At 68.7% G+C, this 13,221-nt stretch carries 13 protein-coding genes; 7 read left to right on the forward strand and 6 right to left on the reverse strand.

Annotation, left to right across the window (positions count from 1 at the left end):
* Positions 1–95: 95 nt before the first annotated feature.
* Both BMY35_RS20995 and BMY35_RS21000 read left to right on the forward strand, forming a co-directional pair.
* Positions 96–338, forward strand: a complete 243-nt coding sequence (locus BMY35_RS20995) for an acyl carrier protein (RefSeq protein ID WP_093203258.1) — start codon at positions 96–98, stop codon at positions 336–338.
* A complete protein-coding gene (locus BMY35_RS21000) occupies positions 335–1,543 on the forward strand; it encodes a beta-ketoacyl-[acyl-carrier-protein] synthase family protein (RefSeq protein WP_093203261.1) in 1,209 nt (402 codons plus the stop codon). Before BMY35_RS20995 ends, BMY35_RS21000 begins: the two co-directional genes overlap by 4 nt.
* On the opposite strand, the gene BMY35_RS21005 is transcribed toward BMY35_RS21000, so the two are convergent.
* Positions 1,540–2,451, reverse strand: a complete 912-nt coding sequence (locus BMY35_RS21005) for a LysR substrate-binding domain-containing protein (RefSeq protein ID WP_093203264.1) — start codon at positions 2,449–2,451, stop codon at positions 1,540–1,542. The two genes, BMY35_RS21000 and BMY35_RS21005, sit on opposite strands and share 4 nt — an antisense overlap.
* Positions 2,452–2,611: 160 nt before the next feature.
* Here BMY35_RS21005 and BMY35_RS21010 point away from each other — a divergent pair, with 160 nt between their 5' ends.
* The 4 genes from BMY35_RS21010 to BMY35_RS21025 all read left to right on the forward strand — a co-directional run bounded on the left by BMY35_RS21010 (position 2,612) and on the right by BMY35_RS21025 (position 7,243).
* Positions 2,612–3,976 carry a M20/M25/M40 family metallo-hydrolase gene (locus tag BMY35_RS21010; protein WP_093203266.1) on the forward strand — a complete coding sequence of 455 codons (1,365 nt, stop codon included), beginning with the start codon at positions 2,612–2,614 and terminating at the stop codon, positions 3,974–3,976.
* Between the two features lie 95 nt (positions 3,977–4,071).
* A complete protein-coding gene (locus BMY35_RS21015) occupies positions 4,072–4,536 on the forward strand; it encodes a DUF2501 domain-containing protein (RefSeq protein ID WP_093203269.1) in 465 nt (154 codons plus the stop codon).
* An 87-nt stretch (positions 4,537–4,623) separates the two neighbouring features.
* The gene (locus BMY35_RS21020) at positions 4,624–6,342 is read left to right on the forward strand and encodes a SulP family inorganic anion transporter (protein ID WP_093203271.1); all 1,719 of its coding nucleotides are present in this window, start codon (positions 4,624–4,626) and stop codon (positions 6,340–6,342) included.
* A gap of 13 nt (positions 6,343–6,355) precedes the next feature.
* Complete coding sequence (locus BMY35_RS21025; protein ID WP_093203274.1) at positions 6,356–7,243, forward strand: LysR substrate-binding domain-containing protein; 888 nt, start codon at positions 6,356–6,358, stop codon at positions 7,241–7,243.
* A gap of 10 nt (positions 7,244–7,253) precedes the next feature.
* Here the strand turns inward: BMY35_RS21025 and BMY35_RS21030 are convergent, their stop codons facing one another.
* The gene (locus BMY35_RS21030) at positions 7,254–7,838 is read right to left on the reverse strand and encodes a DUF3299 domain-containing protein (protein WP_093203276.1); all 585 of its coding nucleotides are present in this window, start codon (positions 7,836–7,838) and stop codon (positions 7,254–7,256) included.
* 128 nt (positions 7,839–7,966) lie between these two features.
* Here BMY35_RS21030 and BMY35_RS21035 point away from each other — a divergent pair, with 128 nt between their 5' ends.
* Positions 7,967–8,500 carry a DUF2306 domain-containing protein gene (locus BMY35_RS21035; protein ID WP_093203583.1) on the forward strand — a complete coding sequence of 178 codons (534 nt, stop codon included), beginning with the start codon at positions 7,967–7,969 and terminating at the stop codon, positions 8,498–8,500.
* On the opposite strand, the gene arfB is transcribed toward BMY35_RS21035, so the two are convergent.
* The 4 genes from arfB to clpB form a co-directional block, all read right to left on the reverse strand.
* On the reverse strand, positions 8,469–8,876 hold the full coding sequence (arfB, locus tag BMY35_RS21040) for an alternative ribosome rescue aminoacyl-tRNA hydrolase ArfB (protein ID WP_093203279.1): 408 nt from the start codon (positions 8,874–8,876) through the stop codon (positions 8,469–8,471). The genes BMY35_RS21035 and arfB overlap by 32 nt on opposite strands.
* 5 nt (positions 8,877–8,881) lie before the next feature.
* Complete coding sequence (locus BMY35_RS21045; RefSeq protein ID WP_093203281.1) at positions 8,882–10,066, reverse strand: acetyl-CoA C-acyltransferase family protein; 1,185 nt, start codon at positions 10,064–10,066, stop codon at positions 8,882–8,884.
* 124 nt (positions 10,067–10,190) lie between these two features.
* On the reverse strand, positions 10,191–10,535 hold the full coding sequence (locus tag BMY35_RS21050; protein ID WP_256229043.1) for a hypothetical protein: 345 nt from the start codon (positions 10,533–10,535) through the stop codon (positions 10,191–10,193).
* Positions 10,536–10,544: 9 nt separating this feature from the next.
* A complete protein-coding gene (clpB, locus tag BMY35_RS21055) occupies positions 10,545–13,166 on the reverse strand; it encodes an ATP-dependent chaperone ClpB (RefSeq protein ID WP_093203286.1) in 2,622 nt (873 codons plus the stop codon).
* Positions 13,167–13,221 lie beyond the last annotated feature (55 nt).

Consider the following 13,221-nt stretch of genomic DNA (forward strand, 5'->3'; position numbering starts at 1 on the left):
CACTCACCACTGGCCGACGAGGAAGGGATCGATTGACTCAAGGACCGCACAGGGCGGCGATCGATCGGACGGCACACGACGACAGGCATTGCACGATGAGTTCGCTGAAGGAATTGCAGGACCTGATCCACGAGAAGTACGGCATCGAACCGTCGAAGCTCGACCCTCACGCCTCCATGCGTGAAACCGGCGGACTCGATTCGCTGGCCCTCGCCGAGTTTCTGTTCGCCATCGAAGACCATTTCGGCATCACCATGCCCGACGAGGACGCGAGCATCGACACCCTGGCCGAACTCGCGCTGCTGGTCGACAAGGTCAGGGCCGCGAAAGCCGCGTGAACCACGAGGTCGCAGTCACCGGGCTGGGTGTCGTCGCACCGCATGGCGACGAACCCGGCGCCCTGTTCCAGGCCCTGCTGCAGGGCCGCTCCGCCATACAGCCCGTCTTTCCCGACCTGCCCAAGCCGGCCGCCGCGGCCACCGCGGCATTCGACGAAACCCGCTGGTTCACCAAGCTGCAGCTCGCCGGCGTCGACCGCGTGAGCCAGCTGGCCGTGGCCGCCGCCGACCTGGCGATGCGCGACGCGGGCCTGGCCGTTTCAGATGCCGACCCCGAGCGCGTCGGCGTCTTCTCCGGCTGCGGCATGGGCGGAGCCGCGGCACTCGAGGCGGCCTACCGCGGCAACGGCCGCGTGTCGCCGCTCACCATTCCCGCCTTCATGCCCAACGCACCGGCCGCCCATGTGGCAATGCGCCAGGGCGTGCAGGGCCCGGTGCTCACCTATTCGGTCGCCTGCGCCTCGTCGTCGGTCGCGATCGCCGAGGCGGCCAAGGCCGTGCAGCGCGGCGAAGTCGACTTCGCCATTGCCGGCGGCAGCGAGGCGCTGATCGTGCCGGGCGTGGTGGTGGCCTGGCAGGCCATGCAGACGCTGGCCAGCTTCCAGCCCGGCGAGGCTGCCGGCGCGGTGCGGCCCTTCGCCACCGACCGCAGCGGCTTCGTGCTCGGTGAAGGGGCGGCCTTCCTGATCCTCGAATCGGCAGAACGCGCACGCGCGCGCGGCGCCCGCAGCTACGCCACGCTGGCCGGCTGGGGCCTGAGCAGCGATGCCACCCATCTCACCAAGCCCGACTCGCCGGGCCAGGCCCGCGCGCTGCGCGCCGCGTTGCGCACGGCCGGACTGCAGCCGCGCGACGTGGGCTACTGCAACGCCCACGGCACGGCAACGCGCATCGGCGACGTGGTCGAGCGCAACGCGCTGGCCGAGGTGTGGGGCGACGATCTCGACGCGCTGCGCGTGAGCTCCACCAAAGCGCTGCATGGCCACATGCTCGGTGCGGCGGGCGCCATCGAGGCGCTCGTCACCGTGCTGGCGCTGAACCAGCGGCAGCTGCCGCCCAACGCGAACTGCCGCGAGATCGACCCCGACTGCCAGCTCAACCTCGTGACGCAGGACGACGCGGCAGCACCGTCGCTCGAAGCCGCCGTCAGCAACTCGTTCGCCTTCGGCGGCACGAACTCGGTGCTGCTTTTCAAGCGCGCCTAGGCGGCCACCGCCTGCACTGGCGGCGCGGCCGCCGCGCGCAGCCATGCCACGAAGGCGCCGACCAGCGGGTCGTCCGTGCGGCTTGGCGCCACGAACACGCTGTAGCCCCGGCTCGAGGGCGCACGGTGCGGGCAGGCCAGCACCAGTTCGCCCGAACGCAGTTCGCGCTCCACGAAGTAGTCGGGCACGAGCCCCACGCCGAGGTCCGCCCGCACCGCCGCAACCAGCGACGAGAAGAGGTCGAAGCGGTGCCCCGCCACCAGGTTGTCCGGCGCGCGCAGGTTCGGGACCTGCCCGAACCACTCCTCCCACGCCCCCATGCGCGTGCGCAGTTGCAGCAGCTGTGCCGCGCGGAAGTCTCCCCGAGCCATGGCCGCACGCCCCTTCGCCTGGGGAGAACACACCGCGACGCAGGATTCGCCCATCAACGGCTGCGCATTCGCGCCCGGCCATACGGCGTCGTCGTACTGCACGCCCACGTCGAAGGGCTGGTCCTCCATGTAGAGATGCGTCGGAAACACCTGCAGGTGCAGGCTGCAGCCCGGATTCCGCGAGACGAACTCGGGCAGCCGCGGCGTGAGCCAGCCCTCGGCCAGCACCGGCACGGCGCCCACCAGCAGGCGCAGGCCGTCGGCGCGCTGCGCCATGGCCTCCAGCGTGTGGTTCTGCAGCCGCAGCAGGTCGCCGGAAATCTGCCCGTGATAACGCCGCCCGGCCTCGGTGAGCTCGGTGCCGCGCGCGGTGCGCTGCACGAGCCGCACGCCGATCTGCTCCTCCAGCAGCCGCAGCTGCTGGCTCACTGCGCTGTGCGTGAGGCACAGCTCCTCGGCGGCCTTGCCGACGCCGTGGTGGCGGGCCACCGCGTCGAAGATCAGCAGCGCTCGGGTGCTGGGAATGTGGCGGCGCATGGGAGCTTCGTTAGAAAAACTGACAACGCGGAAGATTAAACCAGAGCGCGCGCCTAACACAGCCATAAGAATTGCTGACGACGACGCCGCACCCGGCCAGCTTCCGCGGCGCCGTTCACCTCGACCTGGTTCGCCTCAAATACAAGGACATCCCCGCACCATGCCTCGTCACGCGCCGCTTCGCCTCGCCCCGCTCGCCTCGATCGTCTTTGCCCTGGCCGCCGCGGCCACCGGCATCGCCCATGCCCAGGGCGGCTCCGTCGCCGCCACGCCGACGCAGGTGCGGCCCGAAGTGGACAAGGCCTACACCCAGCTGATGGCCTCGCCCGCGATCCAGAAGCTGCTGGAGGCCGTGAAGGCCGACCACGACCGCTCGGTCGAGGACCTGAAGATGCTCACCGAGATCGAGGCCCCGCCCTTCAAGGAGCAGAAGCGCGCCGAGGCCTTCCTGGCCCGCATGAAGGCGCTGGGCCTCACGGACGCGAAGATCGACGCCGAAGGCAACGTGGTCGGCCTGCGCAAGGGCACGGGCAACGGGCCGAAGCTGCTGATCTCCGCCCACCTCGACACCGTGTTCCCCGCCGGCACCGACGTGAAGGTGAAGGAGCGCGACGGCAAGCTCTACGCGCCCGGCATCTCCGACGACACGCGCGGCCTGTCGGTGCTGCTGTCGTGGCTCAAGGTGCTGAACGACAACAAGATCCAGACCGTGGGCGACCTGCTCATCGTGGGCAACGTGGGCGAGGAAGAGCTCGGCAACCTGCGCGGCATCAAGGCGATCTTTCGCGACAACCTCGACATCGACGGCATGGTCGGCCTGGAGCCGGCGGCCGACGGCACGGTGCTGATGCTGGGCACGGGCAGCCACCGCTACGAAGTGACCTTCAAGGGCCCCGGCGGCCACAGCTACGGCGCCTTCGGCCAGGTGCCCAGCGCCATTCACGGCATGGGCCGCGCCATCGCGAAGATCGCCGACATCCGCACGCCGAGCTTCCCCAAGACGACGTTCACGGTCGGCACGGTCGGTGGCGGCACTTCGGTGAACACCATCGCGCCCGACGCGCGCATGGCGGTCGACATCCGCTCAGACGAAATGGCGCCGCTGCTCGAGACCGAGAAGAAGATACTGGCCGCCATCGACGAAGCCGTGGTCGAGGAGAACAAGCGCTGGAACGTCAACACGCTGAGCGTGAGCACCAAGCTCATCGGCGACCGTCCGGGCGGCCGCACGCAGTCTGACACGGTGATCGTCGAGGCCGCCACGCGCTCGAACGCGGCCTTCGGCCACAAGACGCTGCTGACCGGCGCGAGCACCGACGCCAACGTGCCGATGTCGCTGGGCATCCCGGCCATCATCATCGGCGGCGGCGGCAAGACCGGCGGCTTCCACGCGCTCAGCGAGTGGATCGACGTGACCGACGGCTGGAAGGGCGCGCAGAACTCGCTGGTGACGGTGCTCGGCCTGGTCGGCGTGCAAGGCACCAGCGCGCCCCTGCTCGAAAAGCGCCCGCCGCGTTCGAAGTAAGCACAGGCGCGAGGGCGACTGCAGCCGGGGCCTCGCCCCGGCGTCTCCGTTATGCTGGTGGCCGCTTTCCACCACGCTACCGACAGGAGGACAACATGCACGCCCGTTCCACCCTCATCGCCCTGGCGCTGCTCGCCGCAGGCGCCTCGGCACAAGCCAACAACCTGCTCGACCAGCTGAAGGAAAAGGCCGGCGAGGCGGCCACCGCCAACTCGCAAGGCGGCGCAGGCAGCAGCACAGGCGGATCGGCTCTCGGCAACCTGGGCAGCAGCCTTGGCTTCAAGATGCCGGCCATCGGCACCAGCACCATGGGCAACGCGGCCGGCGTGCTGCAGTACTGCGTGAAGAACAACTACCTGGGCGGCGACGCCGCCTCGGTGAAGGACAAGCTGCTCGCCAAGATCACCGGGCAGAAGAAGCAGGAGACCGGCTTCGCCAGCGGCGCCAAGGGCCTGCTGCAGGGCGGCGACGGCAAGTCGCTGAACTTCAAGGGCCTGTCGTCGAAGGTCAAGGAAAAGGCCTGCGACTACGTGCTCAAGAACGCCACTTCACTGATCTGACCTGACCTCGCCCCGCATTCCGCATCGCTCCCGCGCGGCGCACCGCGCATGTGCCTGCAGTTCTCTCCCGTGCGCCCGCAAACATCCATGACCCCGGCTGCCCCCTCTCCCTCCCTGCGCCAGCGCCTGTCCCGCTGGGTTCCCTGCCTGGCCTGGCCCCGTCCTTCCGCAGCGCTGCTGCGCAACGAGGCGATGGCCGGCATCACCGTGGCGCTGATGGTCATTCCGCAGGGCGTGGCCTATGCGGCGCTGGCGGGCATGCCGCTGGTCACCGGCGTGTACGCGGCGCTGTTCCCGGCGCTGATCGCGGTGATGTTCAGCTCGTCGCAGCGGCTGTCGGTGGGGCCCACGGCGCTTACCAGCCTGCTGGTCGGCGCCTCGCTCGCGCCGCTGGCCGTGGCGGGCAGCGCCGAGTGGGTGGCGATGGCGGTGTGGCTCACGCTGATGTCGGGCGCGATCCAGATCGTGCTGGGCGCCGGGCGCTTCGGCTGGCTGCTGCGGCTGGTGAACTCGCCGGTGCTCATCGGCTTCACGCAGGGCGCGGCGGTGCTGATCGCCATTTCACAGCTGCCGGCATTGCTGGGCTTCACCGGGCGGACCATTCCGCAGGTGCTGCAGGGCGGGCCGCTGCCCGACCTCGTGGCCATCGCATTCGGCCTCGGCAGCATTGCGGTGCTGTGGCTGGGCAAGCGCCTGCTGCCGCGCTTTCCGACCACCATGGCGCTGGTGGCCGGCGCGGCCGCCATCAGCTGGCTCGTCGACTACGCGCTGCGCGGCGGCGCGGTGGTGGGCACGCTGCCCTCGGGCCTGCCCTCGTTCTACTGGCCCGGCCTGCTGCCGCTGAGCACCTTCAGCGCGCTGGTGCTGCCGGCGCTGATGATCACGCTGGTGAGCTTTCTCGAGACGGCGTCCAGCGCCAAGGTCGACAACGCGCGCGCCGGCACGCTCTGGAACGAAAACCAGGACCTGATCGGCCAGGGCCTGGCCAAGCTGGCATCGGGCTTCACGGGTGCGTTTCCCACCAGCTCGTCCTTCTCGCGTTCGGCCATCACGCTGTACGCGGGCGCGCAGACCGGCTGGGCGACGCTCTTCAGCGTGGTCGTGGTGGCCGGTGCGTTGCTGTGGCTGATGCCGCTGCTCTATCACGTGCCGCAGGCGGTGCTGGCGGCAGTGGTGGTCACGGCCATCCTCGGGCTGGTGAAGCCGGCGAGCTTCACCGCGCTGTGGCGCATCTCGCGCATCGAGGCGGGCATCGCCTTCGGCACCTTCGTGCTGACCATCGCGACCGCGCCCAGCATCTACTGGGGCGTGCTCGGCGGGCTGCTGGCCGCCCTGGCGCACTACATGTACCGGCACCTGCACCCGCGCATCATCGAGGTGGGCCTGCACCCCGACGGCAGCCTGCGCGACCGCCACCTGTGGAAGCTGCCGCCGCTGGCGCCGAATCTCTATGCGCTGCGCATGGACGCCGAACTCGACTTCGCCTCCGCCTCCACGCTCGAACGCGCGCTCACGGTGGCAGTGGCTGAGCAGCCCGGGCTCACCGACGTGTGCCTGTTCGCGCAGCCCATCAACCGCATCGACATCACCGGCGCCGAAGTGTTCGGTTCGATCCGCCGGATGATGGAATCCAAGGGCATCCGCCTTCACCTGAGCGGGATGAAGCTGCCCGCGATGCAGGTGCTGGAAAGCGCCGGGCTGCTGGCGCCGGGGCCGATGCTGTTCAGCTATCGCACCGACGGCGAGGCGCTCGCTGCACTGATGCCGCGCGTCGAGGTGCCTGCGGAGCATGAAGCCGCCGCCTGACGCGCCAGCCCCCATGAAGACCACCATCGAAGAACTCGTCGCGTTCCGCACGGTGGTGGACACGGGCTCGATCACGGCCGCGTCGGAGCAGCTGTCGCAGACCGTCTCGGGCATCAGCCGCGCGCTGAGCCGGCTCGAGCAGAAGCTCGACACCACGCTGCTTCGCCGAACCACGCGGCGGCTCGAACTCACGGAGGAAGGCGCGGCCTTCCTGCAGCGCACGCGCGCGATCCTCGATGCCATCGACGACGCCGAGGAGCACATGGCCGCGCGCCGCCAGCAGCCTGCGGGCCGGCTGCGCGTGAACGCGGCCTCGCCTTTCATGCTTCATGCCATCGTGCCGCTGGTGCCCGAGTTCCGCAGCCTCTATCCGCAGATCAGCCTCGAGCTCGACACCGACGACCTGCCTATCGACCTGCTGGAGCGCCGCACCGACATCGCGATCCGCATCGGCCCGCTGCGCGACTCCACGCTGCATGCGCGCCCGCTCGGCACGCACCGGCTGCGCGTGCTCGCGAGCCCGGCGTATCTCGAGGCGCACGGCAAGCCGCGCAAGGTGGCCGACCTGGCCGACCACACGCTGCTGGGCTTCACGCAACCCGAATCGCTGAACCGATGGCCCCTGCGCGGCGTGCACGGCGACGAATGGAACATCGCGCCCACGCTGGTGGCTTCGAGCGGCGAAACGCTGCGCCAGCTGGCGCTGGCAGGCGTGGGCATCGTCTGCCTGTCGGACTTCATGACGGGCGCCGACCGCGAAAGCGGCGCGCTGGTGCAGGTGCTGGCGAAGGAGACGGCGGACGTGCGCCAGCCGGTGAATGCCGTGTACTACCGCAACACGCAGCTGTCGGCGCGCATCACGTCGTTCCTGGATTTCCTGTCTCGCCGCATGGGCGGCTGAGCACGGCCGCTCACTGCGGCTGCTTCGGCACGAAGCGCTCGACCGCGGCCGACTTGATCTCGTAGCCGCTCACGCCCATGTCCGCCGACGAGTAGCGCGCCGCCTTCAGCGTGCCGCTGACGTACACCGTGTCCATCGCGTGCAGGCCCTTCACGGTCGAGGCCGCGACCACGCGCACGATCTGGTTGGCGGGCGGCGGCGGGGTATGGATGCAGGCGCCGAAGTACGGCACCAGCAGGAATTCGCGGATGCCCTCCTGCGTGTTGTCCAGCGGGACGACGAAACCGGCGAGCTTGGCCGCCTTGCCATCGAGCGCTACGTTGACCGGCGCGTTGTCCCAGACGGCGCGCATCTCGTCGAGCATCTGGATCGCGCGCGGATCGTTGTCGCGTAGGGCTTCGAGGCTGATGTTGCGGTAGCGCCTGGTGGGGTCCCAGCTCTTGGGGATCAGCTCTTCCCACTTGAGCTCGGGCGCCGCGGCGGTGCTCTGCACCGGCCCGGCCACGCCCGGGCCACAGGCGCTCAGCAGCGCGGCCAGCGGCACCAAAAGGAGCGCTGCAGCAAGCCTCGCACGCGGAAAGAGAACTCTTCTCATGAATACGATTGTGCTTGGGAGATGTTTCAGACCCGTAAAGCAGGGCCTTTGGCACTCAATTCATCCCAGATTCGGCAAATTTGAAACAAAGCGCCAGAATGCCGCACCACGATCACGAGGAGGTCCGCATGGCACCGACAGGATGGCTGGGGCTCACGTCCCTGGGTATCGTTCACACCGCGATCAGCCTGATCGCCGTCGTCGCGGGGCTCCTGGCCCTGTTCCGCTACAAGGAAATCACGATGCGCACCGGGCTGGGCCGGCTCTTCGTGTGGACCACCGTGCTGACCTGCCTCACGGGCTTCGGCATCTTCCAGCACGGCGGCTTCGGCAAGCCGCATGCGCTGGGCATCATCACGCTGCTCGCGCTGGCCGTGGGCGCGCTCGCCGGGCGTGGCGTGCTCTTCGGCAAGTGGGCGCGCTACGTGGAGGCCATCGCGTTCTCGGCGAGCTTCCTGTTCCACTGGATCCCGGCCTTCACCGAAACGCTCACGCGCCTGCCGCTCGGCGCCCCGCTGCTGCCGAATGCCGACGTGCCGGAGCTCAAGGCGATCACGGGCGTGCTGTTCGTGCTGTACCTGATCGGCGTCGGCCTGCAGATTCGCCGGCTGCGCGGCGGTGCCGGAACGCTCAGTCCCGAACCGGCCCGCGCAGGCTCTTGATCTGCGAGCGCTGGCTCTTGCCTTCGAGCCGGCGCTGCTTCGAGCCGTAGGTGGGCTTGGTCGCGCGCCGCACGCGAGGAGCGACGGCCACGCTGTCGACCACCGCCTGCAGGCGCGCGAGCGCGTCGGCACGGTTCATCTCCTGCGTGCGGTACTGCTGCGCCTTGAGCACGAACACACCTTCCTGCGTGATGCGGCTGTCGCGCAGCGCGAGCAGCCGTTCCTTCACGTCGGCCGGCAGCGAGCTCGCGTGGATGTCGTAGCGCAGGTGCACCGCGCTCGACACCTTGTTGACGTTCTGCCCGCCCGCGCCCTGCGCCCGGATGGCGCTGAAGTCGACCTCGTCAGGGTCGATCAGGACAGGCGGACGGAGCATGCGGCTCAGACGCGTTCGAAGACGGCCGCGATGCCCTGCCCGCCGCCGATGCACATCGTGACCAGCGCATAGCGACCGCCAGTGCGCTGCAGCTCGGCGATCGCCTTCGTCGTGATGATCGCGCCGGTCGCGCCCACCGGGTGGCCCAGCGAGATGCCGGAACCGTTCGGGTTCACCTTGGCCGGATCGAAGCCCAGCTCCTTGATGACCGCGCAGGCCTGCGCCGCGAAGGCTTCGTTCGACTCGATCACATCGAAGTCGCTCACCTTCAGGCCGGTGCGCTCCAGCACCTTGCGCGTGGCCGGCACCGGGCCGATGCCCATGTACGCGGGCTCGACGCCGGCGTGCGCATAGCCGACAAGGCGCGCCAGCGGCTTCAGGCCGCGCGCCTTGACGCTCTCGCCGCTGGCCAGCACCACGGCAGCCGCGCCGTCGTTGATGCCCGAGGCGTTGCCGGCGGTGACCAGGCCGTCCTTCTTGAACGCGGGCTTCATCTTCGACAGCGTCTCGACGGTGGTGTCGGCGCGCACGTGCTCGTCGGTGTCGAAGAGCACGACGCCCTTGCGCGTCTTCACCTCGACCGGAACGATCTGCTCCTTGAAGCGGCCCGCCGCGATGGCAGCCGCCGCGCGCTGCTGGCTGCTCACCGCCAGCTCGTCCATCTGATCGCGCGTAATGCCATAGCGCGCGGCCACGTTCTCGGCCGTGATGCCCATGTGGATCTTCTCCCACGGGTCGTGGAGGATGCCGAGCATGTAGTCGACCAGCACCGCATCGCCCATGCGCGCGCCGTAGCGCGCCGAGGTGTCGAAGTACGGACCGCGGCTCATCGACTCCGAGCCGCCGCCGATGGCGATGTCGCAGTCGCCCAAAGCGATGGCCTGCGCCGCCGACACGATGGCCTGCAGGCCCGAACCGCAGAGGCGGTTGACGTTGAAGGCCGGCGTCTCGATGGGGCAGCCCGCGTCGATGGCCGCCACGCGGCTCAGGTAGGCGTCCTTCACGTCGGTGGGGATCACGTTGCCCATGACCACGTGGCCGATGGCATCGGCCGCGACGCCGCTGCGCTCGATGGCGGCCTTGACGGCGGTGGTGGCAAGCTGGGTGTTGGGCACGTCCTTCAGCGAGCCGCCGAAGGTGCCGATGGCGGTGCGGGCGGTGCCGACCACGAAGATGTCGCGCGAAGTCATTGGATGTCTCTCCTGGATGAAAGCAAAAAGCCGCGGCTGGCGAGCCGCGGCTCCAGGAGGACGATTCTGACGGCGAACGGAGCGACCGGCTGTCGCGCCCGAAATAGCGCCGGACGGCGGCCGGTCAGCCGCGCGGAGAGACCGATTTCGGCGAAACGTCGGTCACGTCGCTGGCGCTGCCGCGGATGCGCACCGGTCGCTCCACCGATTCGCCGCGTGCCCGGGCGTTGGCAACGTCGGCAGCAGTCGGCTCGGCGGGCTGTGCCGCATTGCGAAATCGGTCGAAGCCCGAGCGGGGGTTGAAACGCCCACCCATCGAAGCCATCCAGGGCGTCACGGGCTTGCCCGTGAGGCGCCCCCAGGCGTAGCGAACGCCCCAGACGGCCGCCAGCAGCATGACCGCAACAGCCAGGCTGGCCGCGAAAACCAGCCCCAGGAGCAGAAGAATGACGCGTATTACGAAGTTCATCATCCGACTTTAGGCCGAAGCGACCGCCGTTGGTTCCCCCGCCTTTCGGAAGGCGAACTGGCCGGGCGACTGGATCGGGTCGGTCGTGACCTCGATCGTGTCCTTCGGCCCGAAGCTTCCGTCGAGCAGCAGCTTCGACAGCGGGTTCTCGATGCGCTGCTGGATCGCGCGCTTCAGCGGACGCGCGCCGAACACCGGATCGAAGCCGACCTTGGCGATCTCCGCCAGCGCCGCCGGCGACACCTCCAGGCCCAGGTCCATCTTCGCGAGCCGCGCCTGCAGCACCTTGAGCTGGATCGCGGCGATCGATTCGATGTTCTTCGCGTCGAGCGCATGGAACACGACCGTCTCGTCGATGCGGTTCAGGAACTCGGGGCGGAAGTAGTTCTTCAGCTCGTCCCACACCGCTTCCTTGATCTCTTCCGAGGGCTTGCCCACCATGGCCTGGATGATGGGCGAGCCGATGTTGCTCGTCATCACGATCACGGTGTTCTTGAAGTCCACGGTACGGCCCTGGCCGTCCGTGAGGCGGCCATCGTCGAGCACCTGCAGCAGCACGTTGAACACGTCGGGGTGGGCCTTCTCGACCTCGTCGAGCAGCACCACGCTGTAGGGCTTGCGGCGCACGGCTTCCGTGAGGTAGCCGCCCTCCTCGTAGCCCACGTAGCCCGGCGGCGCGCCGATCAGGCGTGCGACCGAATGCTTCTCCATGAACTCGCTCATGTCGATGCGGATCAGGTGGTCTTCGCTGTCGAACAGGAAGCCCGCGAGCGCCTTGCACAGCTCGGTCTTGCCGACGCCCGTGGGGCCGAGGAACAGGAACGAGCCGGTCGGGCGGTTCGGATCTGAAAGACCCGAGCGCGAGCGGCGAATCGCGTTGGCGACCGCGCCGATGGCCTCGTCCTGGCCGACCACGCGCTCGTGCAGCTTGTCTTCCATCACGAGCAGCTTGTCGCGCTCGCCCTGCATCAGCTTGGCGACCGGGATGCCGGTGGCACGAGCCACGACCTCGGCGATTTCTTCCGAACCGACCTGCGTGCGCAGCAGCGTGGGCGCGCTGGACTTGCCCTTGGTGGCCTCGCTGGCCTCGGCTTCCTTCAGGCGCTTCTCGAGCGCCGGCAGCTGGCCGTATTGCAGCTCGGCGACCTTGTTGAAGTCGCCCTTGCGCTTCCATTCCTCGATCTGGAACTTGATCTTGTCCACGTCTTCGCGCACCTGCGCGCTGCCTTGGGCCTGGGCCTTCTCGGCCTGCCAGATCTCGTCGTAGTCGGCGATCTCCTTCTGCAGCTTCTCGATCTCGTCCTCGATCAGGCCGAGGCGCTTCTGCGAGGCCTCGTCCTTCTCGCGGCGCACGGCTTCGCGCTCGATCTGCAGCTGGATGAGGCGGCGGTCGAGGCGGTCCATGACCTCGGGCTTGGAGTCCATCTCGATCTTGATCTTGGCCGCGGCCTCGTCGATCAGGTCGATGGCCTTGTCGGGCAGGAAGCGGTCGGTGATGTAGCGGTCACTCAACTCCGCCGCGGCCACGATGGCCGGGTCGGTGATCTGCACGCCGTGGTGCACTTCGTACTTCTCCTGCAGGCCGCGCAGGATGGCGATGGTGGCCTCCACGCTTGGCTCGCCCACGATGATCTTCTGGAAGCGGCGCTCCAGGGCGGCGTCTTTCTCGATGTACTTGCGGTACTCGTCGAGCGTGGTGGCGCCCACGCAGTGCAGCTCGCCGCGCGCGAGCGCCGGCTTGAGCATGTTGCCCGCGTCCATGGCGCCCTCGGCCTTGCCGGCGCCGACCATGGTGTGCAGCTCGTCGATGAAGACGATGGTCTGGCCTTCGTCCTTCGCAAGCTCGTTGAGCACGGTCTTCAGGCGCTCTTCGAATTCACCGCGGAACTTGGCACCGGCCAGCAGCGCGGCCATGTCGAGCGACAGCACGCGCTTGCCCTTGAGCGAATCGGGCACTTCGCCCGCAACGATGCGCTGCGCCAGGCCTTCGACGATGGCGGTCTTGCCCACGCCGGGTTCGCCGATGAGCACGGGGTTGTTCTTGGTGCGGCGTTGCAGCACCTGGATGGCACGGCGGATTTCCTCGTCGCGGCCGATGACCGGGTCGAGCTTGCCCAGCCGGGCGCGCTCGGTGAGGTCGAGGGTGTATTTCTTGAGGGCTTCGCGCTGGCCTTCGGCGTCGGCGCTGTTCACGCCCTGCCCGCCGCGCACGGCGTCGATGGCGGCCTCGAGCGACTTGCGGCTCAGGCCGTTTTCCTTGGCGATCTTGCCGATGTCAGCCTTGCTGTCGGCCAGCGCCAGCAGGAAGAGTTCGCCGGCGATGAACTGGTCATTGCGCTTGATGGCTTCCTTCTCGGTGGCCTGCAGCAGCTTGCCGAGCTCGGGGCCGACCTGCACGATGTCGTGGCCCTGCACCTGCGGCAGCTTCTTGATGGCGGCCTCGGCCGCCTGCGTCAGGCCCGGGACGTTGACGCCGGCACGCTCCAGCAGGGCGCGCGGGCCATCGTCCTGGCGCAGCATCGCGACCAGCAGGTGGGCTGGTTCGATGTAGGCGTTGTCGTTGCCCAGTGCGAGCGACTGCGCGTCGCCCAGTGCTTCCTGAAATTTGGTGGTGAGTTTGTCTTGTCGCATGGCTTGATTCCTGCATTCAAAATAGGGACGTCGGCCGTCCCTTCAAGTGCGAAAA

Origin of the sequence: Variovorax sp. YR750, from assembly GCF_900109805.1 — a bacterium.
GTDB lineage: Bacteria > Pseudomonadota > Gammaproteobacteria > Burkholderiales > Burkholderiaceae_C > Variovorax > Variovorax gossypii.

Excerpts from the sequence above, each read along its gene's own strand:
- BMY35_RS21010 (WP_093203266.1), top strand. The coding sequence starts at position 2,612 with ATGCCTCGTCACGCGCCGCTTCGCCTCGCCCCGCTCGCCTCGATCGTC.
- BMY35_RS21045 (WP_093203281.1), bottom strand. The coding sequence starts at position 10,066 with ATGACTTCGCGCGACATCTTCGTGGTCGGCACCGCCCGCACCGCCATC.
- BMY35_RS21050 (WP_256229043.1), bottom strand. The coding sequence starts at position 10,535 with ATGAACTTCGTAATACGCGTCATTCTTCTGCTCCTGGGGCTGGTTTTC.
- BMY35_RS21030 (WP_093203276.1), bottom strand. The coding sequence starts at position 7,838 with ATGAGAAGAGTTCTCTTTCCGCGTGCGAGGCTTGCTGCAGCGCTCCTT.
- BMY35_RS20995 (WP_093203258.1), top strand. The coding sequence starts at position 96 with ATGAGTTCGCTGAAGGAATTGCAGGACCTGATCCACGAGAAGTACGGC.
- BMY35_RS21005 (WP_093203264.1), bottom strand. The coding sequence starts at position 2,451 with ATGCGCCGCCACATTCCCAGCACCCGAGCGCTGCTGATCTTCGACGCG.
- BMY35_RS21015 (WP_093203269.1), top strand. The coding sequence starts at position 4,072 with ATGCACGCCCGTTCCACCCTCATCGCCCTGGCGCTGCTCGCCGCAGGC.
- BMY35_RS21035 (WP_093203583.1), top strand. The coding sequence starts at position 7,967 with ATGGCACCGACAGGATGGCTGGGGCTCACGTCCCTGGGTATCGTTCAC.
- clpB (WP_093203286.1), bottom strand. The coding sequence starts at position 13,166 with ATGCGACAAGACAAACTCACCACCAAATTTCAGGAAGCACTGGGCGAC.
- arfB (WP_093203279.1), bottom strand. The coding sequence starts at position 8,876 with ATGCTCCGTCCGCCTGTCCTGATCGACCCTGACGAGGTCGACTTCAGC.
- BMY35_RS21025 (WP_093203274.1), top strand. The coding sequence starts at position 6,356 with ATGAAGACCACCATCGAAGAACTCGTCGCGTTCCGCACGGTGGTGGAC.
- BMY35_RS21020 (WP_093203271.1), top strand. The coding sequence starts at position 4,624 with ATGACCCCGGCTGCCCCCTCTCCCTCCCTGCGCCAGCGCCTGTCCCGC.